General features: G+C 64.8%; 17 protein-coding genes, 1 tRNA gene and 1 pseudogene. 12 read left to right on the top strand and 7 right to left on the bottom strand.

The features are described 5' to 3' along the window. The first annotated feature begins 11 nt into the window (after positions 1 to 11). The 3 genes from AC1AZA_RS10155 (at position 12) to AC1AZA_RS10165 (ending at position 3,853) form a co-directional block, all read left to right on the top strand. Positions 12 to 1,400: a nucleobase:cation symporter-2 family protein gene (locus AC1AZA_RS10155; protein ID WP_476514540.1), complete on the top strand. Its 1,389-nt coding sequence runs from the start codon at positions 12 to 14 to the stop codon at positions 1,398 to 1,400. Between the two features lie 173 nt (positions 1,401 to 1,573). Beyond that, a complete protein-coding gene (locus tag AC1AZA_RS10160) occupies positions 1,574 to 2,269 on the top strand; it encodes a winged helix-turn-helix domain-containing protein (RefSeq protein WP_476514541.1) in 696 nt (231 codons plus the stop codon). Between the two features lie 96 nt (positions 2,270 to 2,365). After that, complete coding sequence (locus tag AC1AZA_RS10165; RefSeq protein ID WP_476514542.1) at positions 2,366 to 3,853, top strand: ATP-binding protein; 1,488 nt, start codon at positions 2,366 to 2,368, stop codon at positions 3,851 to 3,853. Positions 3,854 to 4,173: 320 nt separating this feature from the next. Here AC1AZA_RS10165 and guaA read toward each other — a convergent pair whose 3' ends face one another. Next, entirely contained in the window at positions 4,174 to 5,736 is a 1,563-nt protein-coding gene (gene guaA / locus AC1AZA_RS10170; RefSeq protein WP_476514543.1) for a glutamine-hydrolyzing GMP synthase, read from the bottom strand. 433 nt (positions 5,737 to 6,169) lie between these two features. Between guaA and AC1AZA_RS10175 the strand changes: the two genes are divergently transcribed. The 3 genes from AC1AZA_RS10175 (at position 6,170) to AC1AZA_RS10185 (ending at position 11,931) form a co-directional block, all read left to right on the top strand. Next, a complete protein-coding gene (locus AC1AZA_RS10175) occupies positions 6,170 to 8,644 on the top strand; it encodes a phosphoketolase (protein WP_476514544.1) in 2,475 nt (824 codons plus the stop codon). 231 nt (positions 8,645 to 8,875) lie between these two features. Next, positions 8,876 to 10,546, top strand: coding sequence for a phosphate acetyltransferase (gene pta, locus AC1AZA_RS10180; RefSeq protein ID WP_476514545.1), 1,671 nt, complete (start codon positions 8,876 to 8,878; stop codon positions 10,544 to 10,546). Between the two features lie 143 nt (positions 10,547 to 10,689). After that, the gene (locus tag AC1AZA_RS10185; RefSeq protein ID WP_476514546.1) at positions 10,690 to 11,931 is read left to right on the top strand and encodes an acetate/propionate family kinase; all 1,242 of its coding nucleotides are present in this window, start codon (positions 10,690 to 10,692) and stop codon (positions 11,929 to 11,931) included. Positions 11,932 to 12,029: 98 nt separating this feature from the next. Here the strand turns inward: AC1AZA_RS10185 and hisN are convergent, their stop codons facing one another. Together hisN and aroA are read right to left on the bottom strand one after the other, a co-directional pair. Continuing rightward, positions 12,030 to 12,857: a histidinol-phosphatase gene (gene hisN / locus AC1AZA_RS10190; protein ID WP_476514547.1), complete on the bottom strand. Its 828-nt coding sequence runs from the start codon at positions 12,855 to 12,857 to the stop codon at positions 12,030 to 12,032. Between the two features lie 50 nt (positions 12,858 to 12,907). Then, entirely contained in the window at positions 12,908 to 14,272 is a 1,365-nt protein-coding gene (gene aroA, locus AC1AZA_RS10195; RefSeq protein ID WP_476514548.1) for a 3-phosphoshikimate 1-carboxyvinyltransferase, read from the bottom strand. A 499-nt stretch (positions 14,273 to 14,771) separates the two neighbouring features. Here aroA and AC1AZA_RS10200 point away from each other — a divergent pair, with 499 nt between their 5' ends. Both AC1AZA_RS10200 and AC1AZA_RS10205 read left to right on the top strand, forming a co-directional pair. Next, a complete protein-coding gene (locus AC1AZA_RS10200) occupies positions 14,772 to 15,128 on the top strand; it encodes a nucleotide pyrophosphohydrolase (protein WP_476514549.1) in 357 nt (118 codons plus the stop codon). A 77-nt stretch (positions 15,129 to 15,205) separates the two neighbouring features. Then, positions 15,206 to 15,991: a TSUP family transporter gene (locus AC1AZA_RS10205; protein ID WP_476514550.1), complete on the top strand. Its 786-nt coding sequence runs from the start codon at positions 15,206 to 15,208 to the stop codon at positions 15,989 to 15,991. Positions 15,992 to 16,066: 75 nt separating this feature from the next. Here the strand turns inward: AC1AZA_RS10205 and AC1AZA_RS10210 are convergent, their stop codons facing one another. From AC1AZA_RS10210 to AC1AZA_RS10225, 4 genes are all read right to left on the bottom strand, one after another. Continuing rightward, the gene (locus AC1AZA_RS10210) at positions 16,067 to 17,386 is read right to left on the bottom strand and encodes an MFS transporter (protein ID WP_476514551.1); all 1,320 of its coding nucleotides are present in this window, start codon (positions 17,384 to 17,386) and stop codon (positions 16,067 to 16,069) included. 428 nt (positions 17,387 to 17,814) lie between these two features. Beyond that, entirely contained in the window at positions 17,815 to 19,116 is a 1,302-nt protein-coding gene (locus tag AC1AZA_RS10215; protein ID WP_476514552.1) for an ABC transporter permease, read from the bottom strand. A gap of 321 nt (positions 19,117 to 19,437) precedes the next feature. Continuing rightward, positions 19,438 to 20,751, bottom strand: coding sequence for an ABC transporter substrate-binding protein (locus tag AC1AZA_RS10220; protein WP_476514553.1), 1,314 nt, complete (start codon positions 20,749 to 20,751; stop codon positions 19,438 to 19,440). 156 nt (positions 20,752 to 20,907) lie between these two features. Beyond that, a complete protein-coding gene (locus AC1AZA_RS10225) occupies positions 20,908 to 23,274 on the bottom strand; it encodes a glycoside hydrolase family 2 TIM barrel-domain containing protein (RefSeq protein WP_476514554.1) in 2,367 nt (788 codons plus the stop codon). A 169-nt stretch (positions 23,275 to 23,443) separates the two neighbouring features. Here AC1AZA_RS10225 and AC1AZA_RS10230 point away from each other — a divergent pair, with 169 nt between their 5' ends. The 4 genes and pseudogenes from AC1AZA_RS10230 to AC1AZA_RS10245 all read left to right on the top strand — a co-directional run bounded on the left by AC1AZA_RS10230 (position 23,444) and on the right by AC1AZA_RS10245 (position 25,930). Beyond that, positions 23,444 to 24,508 carry a LacI family DNA-binding transcriptional regulator gene (locus AC1AZA_RS10230; RefSeq protein WP_476514555.1) on the top strand — a complete coding sequence of 355 codons (1,065 nt, stop codon included), beginning with the start codon at positions 23,444 to 23,446 and terminating at the stop codon, positions 24,506 to 24,508. A 69-nt stretch (positions 24,509 to 24,577) separates the two neighbouring features. Next, positions 24,578 to 25,078 (top strand): annotated as a pseudogene (locus AC1AZA_RS10235) (N-acetyltransferase family protein); the annotation flags it as partial. Then, positions 25,061 to 25,714 (top strand): isochorismatase family protein, encoded by a 654-nt coding sequence (locus AC1AZA_RS10240; RefSeq protein WP_476514557.1) that lies wholly within the window; start codon positions 25,061 to 25,063, stop codon positions 25,712 to 25,714. The pseudogene AC1AZA_RS10235 and the gene AC1AZA_RS10240, both read left to right, overlap by 18 nt. A 142-nt stretch (positions 25,715 to 25,856) precedes the next feature. Beyond that, positions 25,857 to 25,930: transfer RNA gene (locus tag AC1AZA_RS10245), tRNA-Pro, on the top strand. Positions 25,931 to 26,006: the final 76 nt, after the last annotated feature.

Here is a 26,006-nt window from a genome sequence, read left to right on the forward strand (position 1 = left end):
TCCAACCCATCATGAGCGAGAAGAAGACCGGCAAGGCCAAATCCGCATCCGTATCCTTCGAAGCGCTGAGCAGCCTCGACGCACCCGTATCCTTCTGGAAGGGCATCCCCTTCGGACTGCAGCACGTCATGGCCATGTTCGTGGCCAACCTTGCGCCCATCTTCCTGGTGGCGGCCGCGGCGAAGATGAGCCCGGCCGAATCCGCCACGGTCATCCAATCCGGCCTGCTTGTGGCGGGTCTGGGCACGTGCCTGCAGCTGTACGGCGTGTGGCGCATCGGCTCGCGGCTGCCCATGGTCACGGGCATCTCGTTCACGTACGTGGCCGCGGCCATCGCCATCGTGTCCGACAAGGGCTACGGCGCCGTGGTGGGCGCGGTGCTCGTCGGCGGTCTGCTGGAGGTGCTGCTGGGCCTGACCGCGCAGTGGTGGCGCCGGTTCGTGCCGCCGATCGTCTCGGCCATCGTGGTCACCTCCATCGGATTCTCGCTGCTTTCGGTGGGTGCCAACAGCTTCGGCGGCGGTCAGGGCGCGGCGGATTTCGGCAGCTGGCAGAACCTCACGCTCGGCCTCATCTCGCTGGTCGCATGCCTGGCGTTCCAGCTGCTCATGAAGGGCACCGCCAAGCAGCTGTCCGTACTGTTCGGCCTGGTGGTGGGCTACGTGGTCGCGATCGCCATGGGCAAGGTGGACTTCTCCGGATTCACGGGCATCAACATCGTCTCCGTGCCCCGTCTGATGCCCTTCGCTCCCGAGTTTGACTGGGGTGCCATCATTTCCTTCGCGCTGTTGTACGTGGTCTCCTCCGTGGAGGTGCTCGGCGACACGGCGGCCCTGACCAAGGTGGGTCTCAACCGCCAGCCCACCGAGAAGGAAACTGCGGGCGCCATCGCGGGCGACGGCCTGATCTCCTCGGTGTCCGGCCTGTTCGGCTGCCTGCCGCTCACGTCCTTCGCGCAGAACATCGGTCTCGTGGCCATGACGAAGGTGGTCAACCGCAAGGTCATCCTCTCCGGCGGGCTCATCCTCGTGCTCGCCAGCTTCGTGCCGGCCGTCTCCGAGGTGTTCAACTCATTGCCGCAGGCGGTGCTCGGCGGCTGCACCATCATGATGTTCGGCAACATCATCCTCTCCGGCTTCCAGATGATCTCCGAGGCCGGCTACACGCAGCGCAACATCACCATTGCTGCGCTGAGCCTAACGATCGGCATCGGCTTCACCGAGGTCGGCACGATCTTCGCGAACTTCCCCGCACTGTTCCAGTCGATCTTCGCGTCCAACTGCATTGCCGTCTCGTTCGTGGTGGCCGTAATCCTCAACGCCGTGCTGCCCGGCGAAGAGCATTTCCTCGCCGCCGCCTCCCAGTCCGATGCGACAGAGAACGACGAGCACGCCGAGTGACGGACGCCGACTGAGCATACGGCATGCCAACGGGGTCGCAATCCGACGAACATCGGGCTGCGACCCCGTTGCCGTAGGTCGCACCATCCCGCGCGGCTGCATGGTGCCGCTGATTCGGCGCAACATGGCCGGCATCCGCAGCTGCGTCTGCTGGGCGCACTAGCGTGGAGGGCATGATGGAAGTGCTCTTCGTATCCGACGATCTCCCGCTGTCGCAAGCCGTGCGCCGCACGCTGGAATCGAGCGGATACGGCTGTGCACTCATGACCGGGGACGGGCGTGCGCTCGATGCCGATCCCGAACACGCGGAACCGGCGAGACGGCAGGCATTAGAGACCGAGCCGGAGCTCGTCATCGTGGACGATGCAACACGCGGATGGACCTCCGAACGGTTCGACACGCTCATGGCACAGTACCCGCAGGCCCGCTCTCTGCTGCTCACCCAATCCTCGTCCGACGGCAAGTCGAGTCCCTCCGACGAGGACGGCCTCAAACCGGATGCCACGTTGCGCATGCCGTTCTCCAATGCGGAACTGCTCGCCCATGTGGCGTCGCTGGGGTCGAACGTCGATGCCTCCCGTCTGCTCATCCACGGTGATCTGACGCTGAACCTTGCGGACGGCCACGCCTACTACGGCGAGAATCGCAAGCCTCTGCCGCTTTCGCCGCGGGAATTCTCCACGCTGAAAACACTCATCGAAGCGGACGGCCGGTTCCTCTCCTTCGACGAACTGGGCAAGGCGGTCTGCGGCACGGGGTTCTTCGGCTACCACGACATCATGAACAATGTGCTGTATTCGTTGACTCGCAAGCTCAGGCGCCTGGGGTTCTTCGTCACGCAGCGGGACAATTCCTACCGCATCCTGTGACGCGGACGCCTCCGATCATGAATTCTTGATGAACTGCATGCCTCGCAACGTCTTCGCAACGTTGTTTCAGGGCATGATGGTCGTTAAGGAGGCGCCATGGTCGATGATTACACCGCGAAGATGACCGAGCTCATCGAGCTCATGCGGATGATCGGCAACGACACGCAGCAGTGCGAGGTCAAGGAATGCAAGCGTCGCATCTCCTCCACCATCACGGATACGCTATCTGCGTTCTCCAACGGCTCGGGCGGATGGATCATTCTGGGGCTTTCCGAGAAGAACGGCTTCACGCCGGTACCGGAGTTCGACGCGCGCGCCATGCAGGAGGCGCTGAGCCAGGCGTGCGAAAAGATGACGCCGGTGGTGCGGCCGGTGATCGTGACGTGCCCGTTCGAGGGCGCGAATCTGGTGTTCGCCCGCGTGGACGAGATGCTTCCGCGCGACAAGCCCTGCTTCATCACCGAGCGTGGCCCCTACGGCGGTTCGTACATCCGCACCGGCGACGGCGACCGGCATATGACCTCCTACGAGGTGGATCGCCTGACCGAGGAGCATCTGCAGCCCACGTACGACCTGGACATCGTGCCCGACGCCACGCCGGACGATCTGGACCCGCAGCTCGTTGCCGGACTGCTGGAACGGGTGCGAGGCCAGCATCCGCACGTGTTCGCGGACCGGACCGATACGGACGCGCTGCTCGACCTGCAGGTGCTGCGTCACGACGATTCGCATGCCGAGATGGACGGCGTGGGCGGCGTGCTGCGTCCCACACTGGCCGGTCTCATGGCGTTGGGCCGCTACCCGCAGAAGTACTATCCGCGGCTCAACGTGGCCATCGCGGTGTTTCCCGGCACCGGCCGCGACGAGGTGTTCCGCGGCGACGAACGGCTGGTGTCCTCGCAGACGGTGGTCGGTTCCATTCCGGTGATGATCGACGACGCGGTGAATGCGCTCATGCGATGGACCGGGGCGAAGCATCCGGACTACCCGCCGTCGGCGCTGCGCGAGGCGATCGCGAACGCGCTCACCCACCGGGATTACTCCCCCGACGCACGCGGTACGCAGGTGCATGTGAGCGTGTTCACCAACCGCATCGAGATCGTGAACCCCGGCGGCCTGTACGGTACGGTCACGCATGACGTGCTGGCGAATCCGAAGGCCGTGCGCGGCGCTCCGCTCAATTCGACCCGCAACCAGTTCCTGTTCACCCTGCTCGAATCCACCCCGTACCCGGGCGGCGGGTTCGTGAATCCGGAGGGCGGCGACGGCTACCAGCGCATTGCGGCAAGCCTGCGTGAGTACGGCATAGAGCCGGCGACCACGCGCAACGACATCAACACGTTCACCATGACGATCACCCGGCACCGCACGGCCGCCAAGAGTTCGCCGAGCGATGTGTCGAAGTCGATCATGACGTTGCTGGAGCGGCATTCGGCCATGAGCGTCAAGGAGATCATCCGCGAGCTGCAGTTGACGCCGCTGGCCGCCACGTCCGGTCTGCGCGAACTGCTGAAGGAAGGCCGCGTGGCCACGGTACGGTTCCACGACGACCCGACGCAACGCTACCGACTCAAGACCGCGTAGCCGCCCGTCCCCGGCCCCCTGTGCACCGATCCCTCGCACATTTGGTGGCGATTCGAGACACGAATCAGGTCCATTCTGTCCCGGATCGCCACCACTTCGCAAAATGGATGCGATTTGAGACGCAGGAAGGCCCTCCCGTGTCCCGAATCGCATCCATTTTCACGGAAGGCACGTCGACCGAGGAGCAACGCCGCCAACGCGCCATCAGGCGAATTTCACGTGAATTGAACCGACGCGTGCGACTTCAAGGCGCGGCGGGCGAAGGCGTACAACAGTACGTCGAACCCGTCGCAACGCAGAAGGCGCTCCGTCGGTTCAATTCACTCCCATTCGATGGTTGCCGGGGGCTTGGAAGTGCAATCCAGCACCACGCGGTTGATCTGGCGGCACTCATTGGTGATGCGCGTCGAGATGGTGGCGAGGACGTCGTAGGGGACGCGGGACCAGTCGGCGGTCATGGCGTCTTCGGAGGAGACGGGGCGAAGGACGATGGGGGAACCGTAGGTGCGTTCGTCGCCTTGGACGCCGACGGAGTGGACGTCGGCGAGGAGGACGACGGGGCACTGCCAAATATCGCGGTCGAGGCCGGCTTTGGAGAGTTCCTCGCGGGCGATGGCGTCGGCTTCACGAAGGACGTCGAGGCGTTCGCGGGTGATTTCACCGACGATGCGGATACCGAGGCCGGGGCCGGGGAACGGCTGGCGCCAGACGATCTCGTCGGGAAGGCCGAGTTCGGTGCCGATGGCGCGGACCTCATCCTTGAAGAGGGTGCGCAGCGGCTCGATGAGCTGGAACTTGATGTCCTTGGGCAGGCCGCCGACGTTGTGGTGGCTCTTGATGTTGGCCGCGCCGTCGCCGCCACCGGATTCGACGACATCCGGGTAGAGGGTGCCCTGCACGAGGAACTTGACTTCCTTGCCGCGGGCGCCGGCTTCCTCGAGGACCTGACGCTGGGCCTTTTCGAAGGTGCGGATGAACTTTTCGCCGATGATCTTGCGCTTGCGTTCGGGTTCGGAGACGCCCTTGAGAGCGTCGAGGAAGTCGTCGGCCGCGTCGACGGTGATGAGGCGGATGCCGGTGGCCTTGACGAAGTCGTGCTTGACCTGTTCGACCTCGCCCTTCCTGAGCAGGCCGTGGTCGACGAATACGCAGGTGAGCTGGTCGCCGATGGCGCGGTGCACGAGGGCGGCGGCGACGGCGGAGTCCACGCCGCCGGACAGGCCGCAGATCACTTCGGCGTCGCCGACCTTCTCGCGGATCTTGGCGACCTGATCTTCGATGATGCCGGAGGCGTTCCAGTCGTCGGGTAGCCCGGCGCAGTCGTGGAGGAAGGTTTCGATGAGCTTCTGGCCGAGCGGGGTGTGCTTGACTTCGGGGTGCCACTGCACGCCGTAGAGTCTGCGGGACGTGTCCTGCATGGCGGCGACGGGGGCGCCTTCGGTGTGGGCGAGAATTTCGAAGCCGGCGGGCGCGGTCTTGACGGCCACGCCGTGGCTCATCCACGTGCTCTGTTCGGCCGGGGAACCGGCGAGCAGGCCGTCCGCGCGGTCGATGACGGTTTCGGTCTTGCCGTATTCGCCGAGGGCGGCCTTGTCCACGTCCGCGCCGAGCGCATAGGCCATGGCTTGGAAGCCGTAGCAGATGCCGAGCACGGGGACGCCGGCGTCGAACAGCTTCGGGTCGACGCGCGGGGCGCCGGGCTCGAATACGGAGGCAGGGCCGCCGGACAGGATGATCGCCTTGGGGTCCTTGGCGAGGATTTCCTCGACCGGCATGGAATGCGGTACGAGTTCGGAATAGACGTTCGCCTCACGCACCCTGCGTGCGATGAGTTGGGCGTACTGCGCGCCGAAATCAACGACGAGAACGGGTCCCTGTGCCATGATCTCCCTTACGGTTGTTCGGTTATATCGGTGTTTTTGAGGAATAGGTCGATTATGGCCGGTCAATCAGACAAGCGACAGGCCGATGAAAAAGCGCACAACACGCCGATGGGACGCTTTTGCGACATCGAACCGCTTCGACTCCGCAACCGTGAGCGCTAACACAGAACAATCGGCCAAATACCAACGTTTTGCAGACTACGTAGCCGAATTTGAAAGTGAATTCAAGGCAAACGGTGGCAATCTTTCTCTCCAATCGAAACGCACAAAACCTAACATCCGGTAACAATACCGTCCAAGAAGTCGCAAGCTTCCCTTACCATGAGACTCGACTGGACGTGGGAAAACCGCGGATTCAACCGAGCCTGCGGAGCACTCATGGCCACACGGAAATAATCAATCGCACATTATGTGCAGGAGTACAGGAGTACACATGACGAATCCTGTTATTGGCACCCCTTGGAAGAAGCTCAACGCTCCGGTTTCCGAGGAAGCGCTCGAAGGCGTCGATAAGTACTGGCGCGCCGCGAACTACCTCTCCATCGGTCAGATCTACCTTCGCAGCAACCCGCTGATGAAGGAGCCCTTCACCCGCGACGACGTCAAGCATCGTCTGGTCGGCCACTGGGGCACCACCCCCGGCCTGAACTTCCTGATCGGCCACATCAACCGCCTCATCGCGGACCACGGCCAGAACACCGTGTTCATCATGGGCCCGGGCCACGGCGGCCCCGCCGGCACCTCCCAGTCCTACCTGGACGGCACCTACACCGAGTACTTCCCGAACATCACCAAGGATGAGGCTGGCCTGCAGAAGTTCTTCCGCCAGTTCTCCTACCCGGGCGGCATCCCGTCCCACTTCGCTCCGGAGACCCCGGGCTCCATCCACGAGGGTGGCGAGCTGGGCTACGCCCTGTCCCACGCCTACGGCGCCGTGATGAACAACCCGAGCCTGTTCGTGCCCTGCATCGTCGGCGACGGCGAGGCCGAGACCGGCCCGCTGGCCACCGGCTGGCAGTCCAACAAGCTCGTCAACCCGCGCACCGACGGCATCGTGCTGCCGATCCTGCACCTCAACGGCTACAAGATCGCCAACCCGACCATCCTGTCCCGCATCTCCGACGAAGAGCTCCACGAGTTCTTCCACGGCATGGGCTACGAGCCGTACGAGTTCGTCGCCGGCTTCGACGATGAGGACCACATGTCCATCCACCGTCGCTTCGCCGAGCTGTTCGAGACCGTCTTCGACGAGATCTGCGACATCAAGGCCTCCGCTCAGACCGACGACGTGCACCGTCCGTTCTACCCGATGATCATCTTCCGCACCCCGAAGGGCTGGACCTGCCCGAAGTTCATCGACGGCAAGAAGACCGAGGGCTCCTGGCGCGCCCACCAGGTGCCGCTGGCCTCCGCCCGCGACACCGAGGCCCACTTCGAGGTCCTCAAGAACTGGCTGGAGTCCTACAAGCCGGAGGAGCTGTTCGACGAGAACGGCGCCGTCCGCCCCGAGGTCACCGCCTTCATGCCGACCGGCGAGCTGCGCATCGGCGAGAACCCGAACGCCAACGGCGGCCGTCTGCTCAAGGAGCTGGAGCTGCCGGACATCCGTGACTACGAGATCGACATCAAGGATCACGGCCACGGCTGGGGCGCCACCGAGGCCACCCGCGTGCTCGGCTACTACACCCGCGACATCATCCGCAAGAACCCCACCGACTTCCGCATCTTCGGACCGGACGAGACCGCTTCCAACCGTCTCGCCGCCGCCTACGAGGTCACCAACAAGCAGTGGGATGCGGGCTACCTGTCCGAGCTCACCGATGAGCACATGGCCGTCACCGGCCAGGTCGTCGAGCAGCTTTCCGAGCACCAGATGGAAGGCTTCCTCGAGGGCTACCTGCTCACCGGCCGCCACGGCATCTGGAGCACTTACGAGTCCTTCGCTCACGTGATCGACTCCATGATCAACCAGCACGCCAAGTGGCTCGAGGCCACCGTCCGCGAGATCCCGTGGCGCAAGCCGATCGCCGGCCTGAACGTCCTGATCTCCTCCCACGTGTGGCGCCAGGACCACAACGGCTTCTCGCACCAGGACCCGGGCTTCGTTGACATTCTGCTCAACAAGAACTTCAACAACGACCACGTGGTCAACATCTACTTCCCGGCCGACGCCAACTCCCTGCTGACCGTCGCCGAGCGTTGCTACAAGTCCAAGAACTGCATCAACGCCATCTTCTCCGGCAAGCAGCCGGCCGCGACGTACCAGACCATCGACGAGGCCGCCGCCGAGCTCGAGAAGGGTGCCGCCCGCTGGGATTGGGCCTCCAACGCGAAGGACGCCGAGGACGCCGACATCGTCATCGCCTCCTGCGGCGACGTGCCGACCATGGAAGCCCTTGCCGCCAACGACAAGCTGCAGAAGATGGGCCTCAAGGTCCAGTTCGTCAACGTCGTTGACCTGCTGAAGATCCAGGACGCCGAGGAGAACGACGAGGCGCTGTCCGACGAGGAGTTCACCAAGCTCTTCTCCGCCGACAAGCCGGTCCTGTTCGCCTTCCACGCGTACCCGGGCTCCATCTACCGCCTGATCCACGGCCGTCCGAACCACGACAACTTCCGTGTCCACGGCTACAAGGAGCAGGGCTCCACCACCACGCCGTTCGACATGGTTCGCGTCAACGACATGGACCGCTACTGCCTGACCGCCTCCGCGCTTGAGATCATCGACGCCGCCAAGTACGCCGACGAGATCAAGAAGCTGAACGACTTCCGTCTGGAAGCCTTCCAGTTCGCGGTCGACAACGGCTACGATCACCCGGACTACACCGACTGGGTGTGGCCGGAGGTCAAGGGCGAGGACGCCGCTTCCGTCGACGCCACCGCCGCGACCGGCGGCGACAACGAGTGATTTCGCTCGCTGACGCCTAGTCTGAAGCCGATCATCTGATCGCTTCCGTGCCAAGAGGTCCCCTTCGGGAATCATCCCGGAGGGGACCTCTTTGTAATGTGTGCTACATCACATTCGCTCGTACGGCAATTCGGGGCAAACGTCTCCCGATTCTCACATTTCCCACTAGAATGTGACATGGATGTGAACAAGGCAGTCACGTCATTGGATAGTTACGAACAGGAGAGACCCGTGAGTCTTACCAGTGTCACCATCATCAGCCCCGAAGCCGCCAACGGCCGCAACGTCGTCGCCCTTGGCGTCGTCAACGCCCTCGCCACCGCCAAGAAGACCGGCGTGTTCCGTCCGGCCGTGTGCAAGAAGGATACCTTCACCGACGTGCTCGTCGACGCCGCCAACGCCGGCCTGACCCGCGAGCAGTCCGTGGGCGTGTGCCCCAAGCGCGCCCGCGAAGACAAGGCCGGTGCCCGTGCGGACATCGTCGCCGCGTACCATGAGGCCGTCGCCGCCTCCGGCGCCGAGGCCATGGTCGTGGTAGGCACCGATCGCTCCTCCGTGAACGATCCGGCCGCCTTCGCCTTCAACGCCGACGTGGCCGCCGACCTCGCCTCCCCCGTGTTCCTGGCCGTGTGCACCATCGACCGCACGCCCGAGCAGGTCGCCGCCACCGTCAAGGCCTCCACCGCCGTCGTGGAAGCCGCCGGCACCAAGGTGATCGGCGTGTTCGTCACCGGCGCCGAAGCCGATCAGTTCGCCCCGGACAAGGAAGCGCTGGCCGACGCCGGCGTGCCGGTGTGGGTGCTGCCGAAGGTGGACGTGGCCGCCGAGGGCGGTGCCGAAGCCGCCGCCGAAGCGTTCGTGGAGAACGTGCCCGCCGAGGAAGTGCTCAACACCCTCGACGCCGAATTCACTGCGCCCGTCACCCCGTACGCCTTCCAGTACGGCCTGCTGGGCAAGGCCAAGGCCAACAAGAAGACCATCGTGTTGCCGGAAGGCAACGAGGACCGCATCATCAAGGCGGCCGACTACCTGCTGGCCCGTGACATCGTCGACCTGATCATCGTGGGCAACAAGGACGAGATCCTGGCCCGCGGCAAGGAGCTGGGCCTCGAGAACCTCGGCAAGGCTACCTTCCAGGCCATGGACGACGAGGAAGTCCTCGCCCCGATGACCGAGAAGCTGTGCGAGCTGCGCGCCAAGAAGGGCATGACCCCGGAGCAGGCCCGCAAGCAGCTGGAGGATCCGTCCTACTTCGGCACCATGCTCGTGGTGCTCGGCAAGGCCGACGGTCTGGTCTCCGGCTCCATCCACTCCACCGCCAACACCGTGCGCCCGGCCCTGCAGGTCATCAAGACCAAGCCCGGCCAGAAGCTCGTCTCCGGCGCGTTCCTCATGTGCTTCAAGGACCACGTGGCCGTGTTCGCCGACTGCGCGATCAACCTCAACCCGAACGCCGAGCAGCTCGCCGAGATCGCCATCCAGTCCGCCGAGACGGCAAAGGCCTTCGGCATCGACCCGAAGGTCGGCATGCTCTCCTACTCCACCCTCGGCTCCGGCAAGGGCCCGGACGTGGATCTGGTCGAGGAGGCCACCAAGCTCGTCAAGGAGCAGGATCCGGAGCTTGCCGTCGTCGGCTCCATCCAGTTCGACGCCGCCTGGTCCCCGGTCGTAGCCGCCACCAAGGCCAAGGGCAACGACGTGGCCGGCCACGTCAACGTGTTCGTGTTCCCGGACCTGTGCGCCGGCAACATCGGCTACAAGGCCGTCCAGCGCTCCTCCGGCGCCGTGGCCGTCGGCCCGGTGCTGCAGGGCCTCAACAAGCCGGTGAACGACCTGTCCCGTGGCGCCCTCGTGCAGGACATCATCAACACCGTGGCCCTGACCGCCATCGAAGCCCAGTGAGCCTGTGAAACAAGGCGCTTCCCCCGATCGGGAGGCGCCTTGTTTTGCTTCATTTCCCAACGTTTGTAGCAAGCAGCGAGTAATCTAGATTTTGGTAAGCCGCTCTGTGCGGCGTCAACAGACAACATATGGAGGAAGCCCAAATGGCGAAAACCGTCCTTGTCATCAATTCCGGTTCCAGCTCGATCAAGTACCAGCTGGTGGACCTCGAGTCCGGCGAAGGCCTCGCCTCCGGCCTCGTCGAGAAGATCGGCGAACCGATCGACGGTCACTACAAGCACGAGTACAAGGGTGAGAAGCACGAGCTCACCGAGCCGATCCACGATCACGAGCAGGGTCTCAAGCGCGTCCTCGGCTTCTTCAAGGAGTACGGCCCGAACCTGGACGAGGCTGGCATCGTCGCCGTCGGCCACCGCGTGGTGCAGGGCGGCTCCATCTTCCCGAAGCCGGCTCTGGTGAACGCCAAGACCATCGGTCAGGTCAAGGACCTCGCCGTGCTCGCCCCGCTGCACAACGGCCCGGAGGCCAAGGGCGCCGAGGTCATGACCGCCCTGCTGCCCGACGTGCCGCAGATCTTCGTCTTCGACTCCTCCTTCTTCTTCCAGCTGCCGGCCGAGGCCAGCACCTACGCGCTGAACAAGCAGATCGCCGAGCAGTACCACATCCGCCGCTACGGCGCCCACGGCACCTCCCACGAGTTCGTCGGCTCCGTGGTTCCGGAGCTCATCGGCAAGCCGGCCGAGGGCCTCAAGCAGATCGTGCTGCACATCGGCAACGGCGCCTCCGCCTCCGCGCAGGTCTCCGGCAAGCCCGTCGACACCTCCATGGGCCTCACCCCGCTCGAGGGTCTGGTCATGGGCGGCCGCACCGGCGACATCGACCCGGCCGTGGTCTTCCACCTGATCCGCAACGCCCACATGAACGTGGACGAGCTGGACACCCTCTTCAACAAGAAGTCCGGTCTGGCCGGCATGACCGGCTATGGCGACATGCGCGAGGTCCACCGCCTGATCGCCGAGGGCAACGAGGACGCCAAGCTCGCGCTGGACGTCTACGTGCACCGCATCGTCGGCTACATCGGCAACTACACCGCTCAGATGGGCGGCGTGGACGTGATCACCTTCACCGCTGGTGTGGGCGAGAACGACGACATCGTGCGCAAGATGGTGTGCGACAAGCTCGCTCCGTTCGGCGTCAAGCTGGACGAGGAGAAGAACGCCACCCGCTCCAAGGAGCCGCGCATCATCTCCGCCCCGGATTCCTCCGTGATCATCGCCGTCTACCCGACCAACGAGGAGCTGGCCATCGCCCGCAAGTCCGCCGCCATCGCCGTGGCCGGCAAGGACTCCTACGGCAACGTGGTCGAGCCCGTTGACGAGGCCTGATTCGGCGGTCTGACGCAGGGTCATATAGCGGGAATCCCCCCGGAATGCATGAAGCGTTCCGGGGGGATTCCCGTTTCGGATCGTCTGCGGCGGCCGATCTACAGAGCCTTGAGGATCTGCTCGTGGAGCAGACCGTTGCTGGCCAGCGCACAACCGCCCCACGGGCCGGGGTTGCCGTCCAGATCGGTGAACGTGCCGCCCGCCTCGGTGACGATCGGCACGAGCGCGGCCATGTCGTACAAATCGAGTTCGGGCTCGGCGGCCGCATCCACTGCACCCTGCGCCACGAGCATGTAGTTCCAGAAGTCGCCGAACCCGCGCAGACGCCACATGCGGTCGGTCAGCGCGATCACCTTGTCACGGTCGCCGCGTTCCTTCCATCCGCTCAACGACGACAGGCTCATCGAGGCGTCCTCCACACGGGCCACGTGCGAAACGTGGATGCGCGTGGCGGCCTCGGGGCCGCGGCCCATGTAGGCGCCACCGTCCTTGAGGGCGAACCAGCGGGTGTGCAGCCAGGGAGCGGACACCACGCCGACCACCAGATCGTCGCCTTCTTGCAGGCCGATCAGCGTGGCCCACACCGGCACGCCGCGCACATAGTTCTTGGTGCCGTCAATCGGGTCGATGATCCAACGCCGACCGGTGGATGCCTCGCGGCCGAGTTCCTCGCCATAGATCGCGTCGTCGGGTCGTTCCTTGGCGAGGATCTCCCGGATGGCGCGTTCGGTGGCCCGGTCGGCGTCGCTCACCGGGGTGTTGTCCGGCTTGGTTTCCACGTGCAGATCCAGCGCGCCGAAGCGGGCGGTGGTGATCTCGTCGGCCGCATCCGCGAGGCGCAGCGTGAGCTCCAGGTCCTCCAGATGAGGGTTGCCGGCCAGTTCGCCGGCGTATGAACGGGTTTCGTACAGTGTGTGCGCACTCATGATAATTCGCACTCCTTTTCTCGTCTTCCAGTCTGTTTTCCGCTTCGGCACTACCGGCCCAGCAGCGTGGCCCACATGCCAGTGAAGTCAGGCAGGGTCTTGCGCGTGGTGGCGACGTTGCGCACGCGAATACCGAGAATTCTGAGCCCCAGCATCGCGGCGAACGTGGCCATACGATGGTCGGCGTAGGTTTCCATGTCCGCGCCGTGCAGCTGCCCGGCGGGAACAGGGCTGATGCGCAGACCGTCCGACAGCTCCTCGGCGCTGCCTCCCACGCGCGTGATCTCGGCCGCAAGCGCGGCCAGACGGTTGGTCTCGTGCCCGCGCAGATGCCCGATGCCCACCATGGACGTGGGCGCATCCGCAAAGACCAGCACGGCGGCGAGTGACGGGGCGATCTCCCCCGCCGCAGTCAGGTCGAAGTCGCCAAGGCCGTGAATCCGCCCGTCCGAGCGCACCTCGCAGTAGCGAATGCCATTCTCTTCCGGGAAGCTCACCGCAGCCCCCATGCGTTCCAGATATCCGGGCAGCAGGCCGCCGGGCTGGGTGGTGGAGGCCGGCCAGTGCGGCACGCGTACCGTTCCCCCGGCAATGAGCGCGGCGCCCAGGAACGGAGCCGCATTGGACAGGTCGGGCTCCACCGTCACGCGGTCGGGCAACTGCACGGCGCCGGCCTTCACCCGCCATGTGCGGGCGGCTTCGTCGGCTTCCGCCCGGACTCCGGCGGCATTGAGGTCCGCCACGGTCATGCGGATGTGCGGCAGGCTCGGCGTCTTCTCCCCCGTATGATGCAGCTCGAGGCCATGCGGCAGACGCGCGCCGACGAGCAGCAGTCCGGAGATGAACTGCGAGGAACCGGACGAGTCGATGGACACCACGGCAGTCTTGCCGGCGAACGTAGGCTTCGCCGTGTTCGTCGGCGGTGTAACCGTGAACGGCAGACGGCCGATGTCCCCGTGGTATTCCACCGTTGCGCCCAGCTGCTCCAAGCCGTCGAGCACGGGCTTCATGGGACGGGCATAGGCCTGTTCGTCGCCGTCGAAGCGCACGGGGCCGTCGGCGAGCAATGCCAGACCGGGTACAAAGCGCATTACCGTGCCGGCCAGACCGCAGTACACGTCGGTGCCGCCGTGGAAGCGGCCACTCGCCGGCGGCGTCACCGTGACCGTGGTGGGCTTGGCTGGATCCTCCTCGCAACGCACGCCCAGCGCGGCCAGCGCACCCATCATGAGTTCCGTGTCGCGCGAGCGCAACAGTCCCACCAGCGTGACGGGCTTCGAGCCGAGAGCGGCAAGGATGAGGTAACGGTTCGACAATGATTTGCTGCCGGGAATCGTCACTGTGGCGTGTAGAGGGCCGGCTGCGATCGGCGCATCCCACAGCGCCTCGGCGGAGGCATTGCTCGTTGTAGTCATAGTCAGCATGGTACCGTGCCCGGCCGCCGCGCGCGGCGATTGGTTGCCATGCTGAACACGCATGAGCCGACCAAGCCGCCTCCGCAAGGCTCATGCGCGGTGAGGACGGTTCGGCTCTCCGCGCTGCATGCTCGGCTGGATGCTTGGCTGGATGCCTGGCAGCGCATGCTCGGCCACGGCTGAACGCCTATCTGCATAGTGTGCAGCACATTCGGCCATGTGCAGACGTCTATCTGCGTTCTGTGCAGCAGGTCACAAGGCCATTAAGGGCAAAAAGAGATCGGAAATGAGTCGCGTGAGGCAGCTGCACCGGGCATGGCTGCTGCACACTATGCAGATAGACCCTTGCAAAGTCCAAAATGTGCTGCACACTATGCAGATAGCAGCCAAATAGCAGCCAGACAGCAAGCGGCAGACAGGCAGACGCGGGCAAACGAGCCGCAGACGGCGTACGCGCACGAACCCGTACGCCTGCGGCAGCGCCACGGAGGGGAAACCGATGATCAGCGAGTCCACGATTCAGGCGGTGCGGGATTTCAGCGCGGAACGGGACTGGGACCGATTCCACACGCCGGAGAATCTGGCCAAGTCCATCATGATCGAGGGTGCGGAACTGCTGGAATGCTACCAGTGGACGCCGCAGTCGCCGGCCCTGAGCGACGAGCATGTGCACGAGGAGCTGGCGGACGTGCTCACCTATTGCATCATGATGGCGGACCGGCTCGGCGTGGACATGGACGACATCATTCTCGCCAAGCTGGAGAAGACCAAGCGCAAGTACCCGGCGAAGCTCATGCGCAAGGATCCGCATGCCGCGCAGGAACGGCACTGGGCGGCGCGCGGGGAGCAGGTCTGACCGCGTCTACCGACAAGGCGCCTCGCCATGCGGACTCGGACGGCGCATGTAACACGGACTTCATACCCTAGGTGCCCATGGATTTGACTACATTCCCCTCGCTGTGGATCACCCTGCTCATCGTCTGCCCTCTGGTGCTGCTCGGCGGCATGGTGGATGCCGTGGCGGGCGGCGGCGGGCTCATCACCATGCCCGCGTATCTCATCGCTGGCCTGCCTCCGCATCTGGCAGTCGCCACGAATCAGCTGTCCGCGGGGTTGGGGTCCACCACGTCCACGGTGCGCCTGTGCCGCAACGGGTTCGTCAACGCGCGACTGGCGGTGCCCGCGGCCCTGTTCGGCTTTCTCGGCAGCGTGGGCGGCGCACGGATCACCCTGCTGGTGCCGGAGGGCGTGCTGCGTTACGTGCTGATCGCCCTGCTGCCGGTCATTGCCGCCATTGTGCTGCGTCGCAAGAGCTTCGCGGCGAAGGACCGTCCCATGCCGCAGCGCCGCCGCTGGCTGCTCGTGGCTGCATGCTCCCTTGTGTGCGGCCTGTACAACGGATTCTACGGCCCGGGTTCCGGCACGTTCACTCTGCTCGCGTTCACGGCGGTCGCGGGCATGGGGTTGCACGACGCCTCCGGGGACATGAAGATCTGGAACCTGTCCGCGAACGTCGCCTCGATCGTCACGTTCGCGTTCAGCGGCCAGATGTGGTGGACGGTCGGTCTGGTGGCGGGCCTGTTCGGCATGGTGGGGCATTATCTGGGCGCCGGCCTGGTGCTCAAGGACGGCACGCGCATCGTACGGCCGGTCATCGTGGGCGTGCTGGCGGTGCTGTTCGTGCGTACGGCGCTCGAGTTGGCCGGCGTGATCGCCTGACCAGGACAACAATGAGCGGCCCGGCCGGCGTCGGAACCGGTCGGGCCGCTCGTGTCAGGAGACCGCTGGAGTGCGCTACTTCACGCGCTTGACGGCGAGGATGAGCAGGCCGCCGATCACGCAGATCACGGTTTCGACCGGGAACATGGCACGGTAGCCGAGCGTGGTGATCACCAGACCGGCGATGGCCGGGCCGAACACCTGACCGAGCGTGTTGGCCATGTTGATGATGCCCAGATCCTTGGCTGCGGTCTTCGGGTCGGGCAGCACGGCCACGTTGAGCGCCTGATCGACGGCATTGTAGGCGCCCATGCCAATGCCGGCGATCACCGCGTACGCGAACATGGTCCACGGTTCGGCAGCGAAGAACGGGAAGAACGCGCCCACGCCGAGCATGATGGTGGTGATGGCGACGGGTGCCTTGATGCGGTGGAACCGGTCAGACAGCGGGCCGGCGATCACGCAGAACACGATGCCGGTGACCATAAGGATGAGCGACATGGTGGAGATGGCGGAGGTCTGGCTGTCGGAGTCGAGCTTCATGTAGTCGGAGAAGATGTACAGCTGGTAGCCCACGATCACGTACTGGCCGGTGACCATGAGCATCTTGCCGGCGAGGGCGAGGTAGTAGTCGCGGCAGTTGCGCGTGGGGAACATGAAGTACTGGCGGATGGCGTCGTGGTCGAACTTGGTGCGAGCCACGTCCTTGTTGCTCTGCTCGTGCATGATGATGGGCGAGATGACGCCACCCACGGCCGCGATGACGGCGAAGATGAGCACGCCGGTGGTGGCTGCCGCGTTGTCCGCGATGAAGTGGGAGGCGATGAGGCCGGAACCGTAGTTGCCGATGGCCATGCCGATGCCCCAGAACGAGGAGATGGTGCCGCGCCAGCGCGGGGCGATGCGGTCGGACAGCTGGGCGATCATCGGGGCGGTCACGCAGTTGAGCGCCACGTTGTACAGCGTCCAGGTGAGCAGCAGCATGGGCCAGGTGGACGAGAATGCGAACCAGACGAACATGAGCGCGCACGCGAGGGATGCGGCCACGATCCACGGGCTGCGGCTGCCGAAGCGGGTGCGCGTGACGTCCGAGAGGGCACCGGCGATGATGTTGGAGATGGTTGCGGCCACCATGGCGATGGTGGAGAACAGCGGGATGAGCGCCACCTTCTGGTCCGGCGCGAAGAACTGGAGCTTGGCGGGCAGCAGCGTGGCGGACACGCCCACGTAGGCGAGCATCCAGCAGGCGGGCCCGACGAGCAGGCCGAAGCCGAGGCGCAGCGGAAGCGTGGGCTGGTCGGCGTCCCGCACGCCGTAGTTCTGCGGTTCGTTGGTTGCCGGCGTTGCGGCGTCGCCCGTGACGCCGTTGCCGGTATGTTGTTCATTGGCGCTCATTGCGGTTCCTTTCCTCGTTGCAATGCGCTGATCGTGATGCGTTGGCAGTACTCGACTGCACCCATGTTTGCGCAAACAAAAATGTTTGCGCAAACATCGCAAGGTGCAACTATACGCCTCCTTTTGGCCTCTCGCCGACGTCAATCGTTTGATCTTGACGAATTCATCGGGAAAATGTGACGAATACCATATTGCGGCACTGCTTCCGAGTGCCCGGCCCCTGCCGACTTCGCCCCCGGCGACATACCCGTCCGGCGCGCCCGAAGGTACGTACGAATCGGATGGACCGAACAGGCGAACGGAGCAACCAGACATGCGGTCGGGCACTCCGTCAAGCAAACGGACCGCACGCTCCAACCGACCCTTCCCGCTCGCATGCGTCAGAAGTAGCCCCCAAACTCGAAAACGGCGGCTACACCGGACACGAATCACCTATCCGAGGCCAACCGGGATTCGAGACCGGTCACGTCTCCCCCGCGCGCATCCGACCCACTTCCGGCAACGTCAGCAACATCCGCAACCACGTCCGTGGCGGCCATGCCGGCGGTCGCACTCACGGCGGCAGGCATGGCGGATGCGGCCGCCGCAACGTCGCCCGCCTTCGCACCGGCACCGGCAAGCGCCCGGGCATACAATTGCGCGTAAACGAGCTGCGCGGCCACGCGGTCGGCCTCGATGGCGGCGATCTGCCGCGCGAACACGATGAACCATCCGAGGAACACGAGTCCGGAGAGCGCCTCCACGTTGGTGAGCGTGTTGTCGCCCTTGAGCCAGATGAGCGTGGCCACGCCGCACACGCCTATGGCCAGGTCGCCGATCACGAACGTCGCCTTGGACAGCTGCGGGGCGAGCCACGGCAGGATGATGAGCAGCACGCCCATGATGACCGGCAACCCGCGCGCGAAGAAGTCGTGCACGTGCGGGTGGGGCGTGTAGCGGAACGTGCCGATGCCGATGAAGAACACGCCCGCGAGCGTGAGGAATCCCATGAGCAGCATGGCGCGCAACCGGAAGTGGCTGATCTCCCCCACCGCGCGCCCGGCCGTGGCGTCCGCGTGGTCGCTCTGCCAGCGCACGCGCAGCCGGTGCGTGGTGATGAGCTCGGAGACGGCGAAGTAGCTCACGATGATGATGCAGACGCCGGCGAGGATGAGCGTGGAGTTGAACATGCGGGCCGCGAAGGTGGTGCGGTCGCCGAGCTGCGAGAAGTTGTTGTTGCACCAGTACGGGTCGTCGGTGGTGAGGCCCGCGGTGGTGACGCCGGAGAGCACGAAGAACGGCAGCAGCGAGGCGATGGTCTTGGCGTTCATGAGGTCGGCCTGTACGAAGGTGAGGTAGCCGACCACGCCGGCGAATCCGGCGGTGATCCACGGCAGGTAGACAAGGAAGGAGCCCATCATGGAGCTGATGACGCCCAGGATGGCGAACGCGCACAGGAAGATCGTGGACGCATACACCACGGACAGGGCCAGCACCTCGAACGCGCGGCGCACGGGCGCGAACCAGCCGTGGTCCAGATTCCACGAGCGCGAATGACGGGCGTAGCCGATGGCGAACGAGATCACGCCGCATGCGGTGATCATGCCGGCGGAGACGGTGAACAGGCGCCGCGAGACCTGCCAGATGGCGGGCGCGAGGTCCACGTACAGCTTCATGGCCACGGCGCATACGGCCGCGCAGATAAGGAAGGAGATCAGCCCGGAGGTCTCCGCACGCTGATGACGTCCCATGGCCCGCTCCTCCCTCGCGATGTTCCTGCGACTTCCTTGCGACGCGACCGGTCGGCCCGCGCGCACCCCGATTCTATACCGCCACGCCGCAGCCCATACCCCGCGGTTCCGCCTCCGGTGTCCGATTTACGCTGCCGGCGCATCGCATGGATCCCGCTGCCGCGGCACGCGGAACACGAGAAAGGGCAGCGCCTCGCCGTGCGAATCATCATCGCACCGCGAGGCGCCGCCCCGGGAGGAAAAGGAGAAAACCGTCAATATCGTCCTATGGCCGCTCCTTTCATGTTCTGACCATCATGTTTCCCGTGCGAACGCCGACCGTCAGGCCGACTGGATGGCCGCGTTGAGCTCCGCCGTGAAGTTCTTCGCGGCATCCTGCGGGCTGAGGCGTCCGAAGGCCACGTCCTCGCCGTAGCGCAGAACCATGTTGTTGGCGTCGCGCGCACCGGCGGGCGTGAGCGGGTTGGGCTCGGCCGCCAGGCGCGGCTCCATCTTGGACGTGTAGGCCAGAGCCTTCTTGTTGTTGTCGTTGACCTTATCCTTGATGCTCTGACGGACCTTGTCGTTCGCGGGGATGCCTCGTTCGGCACCGATGAGCTCCGTGGCCTCGGGATCGTTGAGCATGTAGTTGAGGAATTCGGCGGTCTGCGCGGGGTACTTGGTCTTGGCGTTGATGGTCCAGCCGATGGACAGCTGCTGGGTCATCCAGTTGATGCTCTGGTCGTCGCTCGGCAGGGGCAGCGGTTCGACGTTCTGGCCGGTGCTCTTGGCGAACGTGTCGACCTGATTGGCCATGGCTATGGTCACCGCGGCCTTCTTGGTGGCGAACGGGCTCTGGTCGGTGGTGGCGTGCGCACCCTCGCTCCAGGCGTCGACGGATCCGGAGACGCCGCCATTGCTCGTCCAATCCTTGAACTTCTGGAAGAATGCGGTGAGCACCGGCTCGGAGACCTTCACGCCCGTATCGTCCCACTGCGCAGGTTCACCGTGCTGGCTGGCCCACACGCCGAGTCCCAGACCGTTGCTGAGGAAACCGGGGCCGATGAGCGTATTGCCGGACTTGGCGATGATCTCCTTGTTCCAGTCCTCGAAGTCGGACCACGACCAGGTGTCGGCGTTGGAGGGGATCTCCACGCCGTACTGCTTGAGCAGATCGGTGTTGACCAATACGGCGAGCATGCCGGTGGTCATGGGCGCCAGATACTGCGTGCCGTTCGACTGGCCCATCTTCTTGACGGAATCCTTGAGGCCGCTCAGGTCAAGCTGATCGGACACCTGCGCCAGATCGAGGAACTGGCCTTGGTCGGAGTAGGTGCGGAAGTCCTCGCCGATCTGGATCAGGTCGGGCGCCTCGCCGCCGGCCAGCTGCACGTTGAGCTTGTCGAAGTAGGCGGTGTAGTCGCCGTATTCAGCTTCGATCTTGATGTTCGGATGGGAGGCCTCGAACTTGGAAATCACCTCCTGCGTGATCTTCAGGCGGCTGTCGGATCCCCACCACGCCACGCGGATGGTCGCATTCGCGTCCGGCGAGGCCGTACCCTCGTTCGATTCCGACCCGCAAGCGGCAACGCCAACCAGCATCGCCATGCCGGCGGCGGCCGCCGTGGCCTTCCTCAGCATCGATGTCCACTTCATTCCTGACTCCTTTGTTCGGCTCGCCGGACGTCGGCAACGTTGGCGCCCGGCCGTGAAGTTTCCTGTTGTCCTTGATGTTGTGTTTGCAACCGTGACCGCATCACTGCGGGCCGCTTGCTGAACATGGTTTGATTTTACGTTTAAACTGTCCTCCTGTCAACTTCTCTCTTCAACATTAATAACCCACCTAGTTTCCTTGATTTCATTGGCTTTTGCAGTGATCTCAACACGCCCGAACTGTCCATTTAATCGTAAAAATACACTCGCTTTGCCCTGACGCGAAGCCACTGGGCTACCGATATACGGTTCGTCGTTGGTGAGGTCCCCGTTATCCACTGCAACGATGTCCGCCGGGCCGGAAACGGCAAACGTCACCTCCGGCTCGGCACGGAACACGTCGTTGCCGTCCGCGTCGGCTACATGCACCGTCAGCCCCACGCAATACCCCCGTCTGGCCGGCAGTTCGACGGGCGCATCCGCCTCCCATTCCAGGCGGTCGGCGGCGCCCGGGGTGCGCACCACATCACGGCACGCCACCGCTCCCCCGTTGACGCCTTCGACGACCACCTCGCCGGGCGTCCACGGTAGGTACCCGGTGATCAGACGATTCGGGCACTCCGCAGGACGCGGCACGTAGAAGCGCTTGCCGTTGACGAACACGCGCACCTCCTCGCAGTTGGAAGCGATGGCGTACGGGATCAGCGCCTTGCGGAACTGCGGAAAGTCCCAGTGCCTCACATAGGGCGGCATGTCCCAATGCTCCTTGACCATCTCGTCCGGAAGCGAATAGTCCAGCACTGCGAAGCTCACCATGGGCTCGTCGGTCCAGTACGATCGCAGCAGATCGTAGCTGAAGCGTCTCACCCCGTTTGTCCTGAGCGGCGCGGCGCTCCACCCCTTGGAGGGCCAGCCCATGGATTCGCCCAGATAGTCATAGCCGCTCCAGATCGCCCCGCCGATCACCCACCGGCGATCAGCACGCCATGGGACGAGCTGCGGGTTGCTTTGCGTGAAGTTCTGCAGCTGTTCGTCGTGACCCATGAACCACTGGTAGGTTTCGGAGCCGAAGATCGGCTTGCCGGGCACCGCTTCGCGCACGCGGCCGTACCATTGCTCCGCGTAGTTCATCACCACGATGTCGGTTACGTCCGCGATGCGCTTGACGCGTTCCACGCGCTCTGCCGGGTCGGTGATCTCCCCGGTCTTCGGCGCCTCGTTGAACACGGTGTCCATGTCCTCGCGGTCGCCGTATTCCGCTTCGTCGTACTGGAAATGCGGGTTCATCGCACAGCCGACGGGCCGGGTCGGATCCATGCGGTGCGCCTCTGCCACCAGTTGGCGCAACGTATCCACCATGGGCCACTTGCCCTGATCCTCCACCTCGTTGCCCACGCCCCACATCACCACGCTCGGCCGGTTGCGGTCGCGCAGGAACATTGCGTCGAGGTCACGCTTCCAGTCGTTCTCGAAGAACCGCAGGTAGTGTCCCGAGCGCCACTTGTCGAACGGTTCGGCGTACACGTAGAAGCCCATGGCGTCGGCCAGATCCAGAAATTCGCGCGCAAACATGTGGTGCGCCAGCCGCAGGCCGTTGCAGCCCATAAGCTTGAGCCGCTCGAGTCGTGCCCGCCACAGTTCGGGCGTTGCGGCGGCCCCCACGGGGGCGATGTCCTGATGCAGGCACACGCCCTTGAACACGGTCCTCACGCCGTTGACTAGCATGCCCTCGTTCGCATCGAACGTCACGTCGCGCAACCCGATGCGCATGGACACTGCGTCACCGGAATCGGGCAGCGACAGCGTGAGCGTATAGAGATACGGAGTTTCCGCACTCCACAGGTTGGCGTCACCCACGGTCAGCTCCAGCGCGGCGTCACCGCCGGGCCGGGCCGTCGCGGCGATCTCCAGTCCGTCGGCGTCCGCAAGCCGCGCCTCGACCGGTCCGACCAGTCCGGGGTCGATCGTCAGAGTCACCCGGCGGGCCTGCACGTCCACATGCTGGCGAACCGTCACGAGCCGCTCGTCAAGAAAACGTTCCGGCGTTTCGATCCACCGGACCGTACGCACGATGCCCGCGCCGGAATACCAGCGGTCGGTGGGCGCCTGCGTGAAGTCGGCCCGCACCAGAATCTCGTTGACGCCCTCGCGCAGCGCGTCGGTCACGTCCAGACGGAACGGCGTGTAGCCGTAGCCCTGATAGCCTACGCGTCGGCCATTCACGTAGACGGTGGCGCATTCCTGAACTCCGTCGAAGTCCAGCCAGTGCCGACGGCCGGGCCGCAATTGCTCCGCGGTGAGTGTGACCGTATTCGCATACCAGCCCACGCCCTCCCATTGACGGAACGCCATGCACACGCCCCACGGAACATCGGGACTCACCGGTCGGCCGATCACCCAGTCGTGGGGCAGATCGACGGTTCGCCATGCGTCGGCCGCGGGACGTTCGTCCACGGATCCGGTCAGGGCAAAGCGCCAATCCTGCATGAGGACGATCTCGTTCCGCGCGCTGCCTGTCATAGCCATGCATCTCCTTATTCGTGTGAATCAATCTTCTTCGATTGAGTGATTCATAAGTATTTACACGTTAAAATACTATCAGTGCACTCTTGAACTTGCCACCCGGGACATCCCCATAGGCGTGTCGCGCGGCATCCGCACCGGAACCGTTCCATTCACCGATAGTATGGAAGGCATGGTTACCCAACAGGACGTGGCACGGGAGGCGGGCGTCTCCGCCGCCACCGTGTCATACGTGCTCAAAGGCGCGGACACGATCAGCGAGGCGACGCGCAAGCGCGTCATGGACGCAGTGGAAAAACTGCACTACACCAAGAACCTGTCCGCCGTGGGTCTGCGATTGGGACGCAACGGCATCATCGGCGTGGCCGTGCACGACCTGAACATCTCGCATCAGGCGGAACTGGCGCGCGCCATCTCGCTCGAAGCGCTGCAGCACGGCTATCAGGCACTGGTTCAGCAGACCCTGCTGGCCCGCAACAAGCCGGACGTGGAACGCGCCATCATCACGTCCATGATGAACCAGTTCTGCGACGGCATGATCATGAGCGCCGGCATGCTGTCCACCGAGGAGCTGCGTACGCTGAGCCACAACAAGCCGATCGTCATGCTGGACGGCCACTCCGTCGATTCCACGTTCGACACGATCTTCACCCCCTGCGAGCGCGGCGCACGCATGGCCGTCGAGCACCTCATCGGATGCGGGTGCACGCGCATTCTGGTGGTCGGCACCACCTACCGGCGCGCCGAGACCGACGAGGAACGCATCCGCAGCCGGTTCCGCCACATCGAAGGCGTCGTAAGCGCGTTGGAGCAGGCCGGGCTGCCTCTTGACCCGTACCTGTTCGTCAACGACGACTGGAGCGCCGACGGCGGCTACCGTGCCGTGACTCAGGCGTTGGAGCGCGGACTGCGGTTCGACGGCGTGTACTGCCTGTCCGACGATATGGCGTTCGGCGCACTGCACGCCCTGCACGAGGCGGATTTGCACGGGGAAACGTCGGCGCCAACGCCACTTCCCCGCATCCCGGTCATCGGGTTCGACGCCACCGAAGCCGGCCGGCATTACACACCCACGCTGAGCAGCATCGACACCAGCAACGCCGAGCAGGCACGGCTGGCGGTGGAAACGCTGATCCGACGCATCGAGCATCCCGAGGACCGGTCGGAGCCACTGCAAACCACCGTCGACTGCACGCTCGTCGCCCGTGAATCCACCGCGTTCCCGACGCGGCAGTAGGCAGCGAATCCGGCTGCTGCAACGCTATGCGTGGCGATTCCGTTGCACGGCAGTCGCACCCTTCCTATCATGAGCCTCATGACAGTTCGCATTGTCCCGATAGCGCCGCAATGGTTCGAGCAGAAGGCGCAGGTGCAGTCCCGCGCATGGCACGACCTCAATCAGGGCAACATTCCGCAGGGGATCGTGGACGCGATCACGCCCGAATTCGCCCTCGAACTGACGCACAGGTTCGCCGACGATCCGAATCAGGTCACGCTGGTCGCGTTGGACGGCGACCGGGTGATCGGTTTCGCGGAGCTGCTGCGCACGCCGCGCCCGCCCATCGACCGGCCGGGAGCCGCGGAACTCGCCTCGCTGTACGTGGCCTCGGACAGCCACCGGCAGGGCGTGGGACGCGCGCTGGTCGAGGCCGGCAAGCGGGCCATCGGCAACGACCGGCTCGCCCTGTGGGTCGCGGGGTTCAACGCGAACGCCCAGGGATTCTACCGTCACGTCGGCTTCCATGAGACCGGACGCACCCAGACCGAGGACTTCGGCCCCGAGCTCGAAATGGTCAACTACAGCGAGGAGCGGGCGAAGCGCAGGGCGCTCATCGTGGTGGACGTGCAGCCGACGTTCTGCGAGGGCGGCGAACTCGGCGTGGCCGGCGGCAATGCGGTCGCGCAACGGATCGCCGCATACGTGGATGCGCACCGCGGCGAATACGCATACATGGCAACGACGCAGGACTGGCACATCGAACCGGGCGCGCACTGGTCCGACTCCCCCGACTACGTGGACACGTGGCCCGTGCACGGCAAGGCGGGCACGCCGAATGCCGAACTGCATCCGGCCGTCGCCGCGCTCGGCATAGCGCACCACTTCAAGAAGGGCCAGTACTCGGCCGCATATTCGGGGTTCGAAGGCATTGAGGACAACTCGGACCGCATCCAGTCGCGCAGCGAGGTGGCCTCCGCGCTGGACGGCAGGCATACGCTGGCGTGCGCGCTCAAGGCGGCGGGCGTCACCCAGGTGGACGTGGTCGGCATCGCCGAATCGCACTGCGTCAAGGAAACCGCGATCGACGCGGCGAAGCTCGGGTTCTCGGTCACCGTGTTCGAGGATCTGACCGTGCCGGTGAGCGAGGAACTCGGCATCGCCGCCCGCGCCGAGATGGCTGCGAACGGCATAGCGCTGCGGCAAAGCGATGCCGAGACGCACTGAGCTGTACCGAGCTCCGCCGAGCCCTGTGCCGCGCGCGTTCCGACCGGAACGCATGGTGCGACCGAGCCGCGCGTTCCGGTCGCACCATGCGTTATACTGACTGTTTGTGCCTTAAGCCGCAGACCGCTGCGACCAAGGCGCACGGGACATAGCGCAGCTTGGTAGCGCGCCTGCTTTGGGAGCAGGATGTCGCGGGTTCAAATCCCGCTGTCCCGACCGAAAAGGCCTGCTCCCGCTTGGGATTGGCGCCTTCCCAGTTTGAAGCAGAAGACCGCTATGGTAACGATGGGTA

The organism is Bifidobacterium sp. LH_389 (genome assembly GCF_056357235.1).